The organism is Deinococcus seoulensis (assembly GCF_014648115.1).
Classification (GTDB): Bacteria; Deinococcota; Deinococci; order Deinococcales; family Deinococcaceae; genus Deinococcus; species Deinococcus seoulensis.
On the sequence record NZ_BMQM01000077.1, the window covers coordinates 1 to 2,715 of the forward strand.

Genomic DNA, 2,715 nt, shown 5'->3' on the forward strand with positions numbered 1-2,715 from the left:
GGTGGTGAGGGCCGTATCGTCGGCGGAGCTTGATGTTTCCCTGCTGAGCGCGGTGTTGGACTGGCCAGGCGGGGTTCTGACAGACGAAACGTTCGAGTGGGAGCTCTTTTGACACGTCCGGGGATACGCCCCGGACGCTCCCATTTCAGTGGTGTCGGGCATAGTTCCAGCCAACTACCCACGGATGTGACCCAGAGCAGGAATCAGCGAACTGCGTCTCAGTCGATCAAAAATCAAAGATGTCCGGTACTGAAAACACAGCCATAACCACGCATAGAAGATCTCTGGAGCGGATACTGGATAGCTAAAAACACTCGCCGATAAATTCGAATGTCAATCACCCCAAACGGGTGCACCCATTGAGCGCTGAAATCTGCCCCACGCCCTGTTAATGAGAATCTAATATTCCCCCATGATTCAAAAATTGCCAAATATGTTATGCCTCGCATTGACAGTTAGTCTTCTCACAGCCTGCACTTCAGGTAGCACTTCGGGGTCTCCTGCAGAGACTTACAACGCGGACATCAGCGCGAATGAGCCCAGTGTTGCTGGACAAGATACAGATAAGGACGGCACACGCGATGATGTTCAGAGAGAAATATCGGAGAAATATGATGGCCCCCTCGAGCAGGAAGCACTCAAAGTTGCCCGTAGTTTCCAAGCTCTACTCATTTCAAGTGAGCAGGATTTTAAAACTCCTCAGCAAGTGCAAGCTCAAGTAGATGCCACAACTAACTTTTTTATTGATAAAACCTGTATATATGATAATTTCGGACTTGATGCAATGAAGGAAGTTGGAGAGTTTGTAGTGTCGCGCACTATAAATAATGAGAATCGCGCAAGGGCATATCAAAAGGTCAGTAGTGTAATATCTGGGGCTATTTTTGATGAAGATTCTACTAGCTGTGGAGCAAGAAAATGAATAAGATCTTTTTGAGCACTTCGATAACGCTACTTCTGGGATTTAATGCTGCCGAAGCTATTAATTACTGCGGAAATGAGACTACCGGCCATGTTATTGCCCACATTAATGGCATGATGGTTAGCCCAAATGGTGCACACGATAATTGGATGGCTATGCGAGATAGACTGAAAGGATTTGAGCCGCCCGCGATCAATCCCAATGGAGAATCCGTAAATCATGCACCTAAATACGCCTTATTTTATAATCACAGCTATGGTTTAAACAGAGCGGGTAGTGGTTTTGCAAATGATATGATTGAAAATACAGTTTTTTCCCTTAAAAACAAATTGCCCAATTTGACGTACGATCAGGTGTGGGATATAGTAGAAAACACCAAACTTCCATTCCGAATGCTCCATCGAACTGCGCAAACTTATACGGCACTGACCGCTCCGGAGGCGGCTATCGTTTTAGATTTTATTGGGAAAACCTACTTTTCTGAGACGAACATGGATATTATAGAGCGGGATAATCGAAGGACCTATAATATCATGCTCAATCAGAGTCGATCCATCTTGATGCAAGGCCGCGCGCTAACTTGGGTTGCTCATAGTCAAGGAAATTTCTATGCTAATGCCCTGGCTAAGGATTTGGCACAAGAAGCTAAAGTAACTAACCCTCCTTTTATTGCTACACAATTTAACATTGCTCATATTGCACTTCCCACTTCCGCTGATGGTCGATTTGTGGGTGGTAAATATGGCAATCATATTACCTGGGAGGGCGACAATGCCATGCTGCTGGCGCGTATCGGCGGAAAAATCACTCTATCGCCGACAACCCCTCCTAATTATCTGAAATCGGAAGATGAAACCAATTACTATCTTCTTGATAATAAATTCGGAATTGGTGGTCATAGCATGACGGCCATTTATCTAGGCACTTACGATAGTGCAGCCAGAGATCTCACTAAAGGGGACCCTTCATTCGTTAAATATGCCCCGAATTCTCTGCTGGATATTAGTAAAGCAACAACTCAGATGATCAAAAACACCGTACTAAGTTCAACCCCCAGAAGAGGCAGTGTAGGACCATTGGTTGCTACTTTGATATGGAACCGACGCGGCGATATTGATCTTCATACTATCGAGCCCAATGGTAATATGGTGTACTTCAATAACCAACAAGGTGATTTTGGGGAGCTCGATTGGGATGATCGCTACAGAACCGGCCCAGAGCATTACACGGCTTCCTGTGAGGCCTTGACTGAGGGCAAATTTACTTTCGCTGTCAATTATTATGAGGATCACTACAGTGCTGGGCCGATCACTACAACGCTAGCTTTCACTGCTTTCGGAAAAGCGTTCACTCCAATCAACCTAACTTTGCCGGCACAAAAGGGTGATTTAGGTAGCGCTAATCCCGTTCCGGTGCTAACCATTGAGCTCTCAAAAAATCCACAACGGCCTGGAGAGTGGATCGTACGGCACACTATCCATAATGGCGTGGAAGTGCTCAGGTTAAATGGTAAGCCTACTTTTTCTAAGTGAAGTAGTAGAGAAGTGAAAAATATTATAATTTTTCTTCGGAATAAAACATTATCCTTTGTCAAATTTTACTACTTGAATTCCATTGAGCATCGCGTGAAAGTCCTGCCGACCTCTAAATCCGCGCCGGAATTCCTCGTTGCAAGTGACACAAGCGGAGAGCCTGGGCGGCCTAACAAGCCACTTTCGTAAGATGTCTATTATCTGACATCTTTCAGTTTTAGAAAAGGACGTCCAGCACGGCTTCTGACCTCAGAATGAGGG

2 protein-coding genes are annotated in these 2,715 nt (G+C 45.3%); both read left to right on the forward strand.

Annotated elements, in window-relative coordinates:
• Positions 1-412: 412 nt before the first annotated feature.
• On the forward strand, positions 413-922 hold the full coding sequence (locus IEY70_RS20705) for a hypothetical protein (protein WP_189066923.1): 510 nt from the start codon (positions 413-415) through the stop codon (positions 920-922).
• Positions 919-2,454, forward strand: a complete 1,536-nt coding sequence (locus IEY70_RS20710; protein ID WP_189066924.1) for a DUF2135 domain-containing protein — start codon at positions 919-921, stop codon at positions 2,452-2,454. Before IEY70_RS20705 ends, IEY70_RS20710 begins: the two co-directional genes overlap by 4 nt.
• The last annotated feature ends 261 nt before the right edge of the window (positions 2,455-2,715 follow it).

Bases quoted from the DNA above. Each gene is read 5' to 3' on its own strand.
- IEY70_RS20705 (WP_189066923.1), top strand. From the start codon at position 413: ATGATTCAAAAATTGCCAAATATGTTATGCCTCGCATTGACAGTTAGT.
- IEY70_RS20710 (WP_189066924.1), top strand. From the start codon at position 919: ATGAATAAGATCTTTTTGAGCACTTCGATAACGCTACTTCTGGGATTT.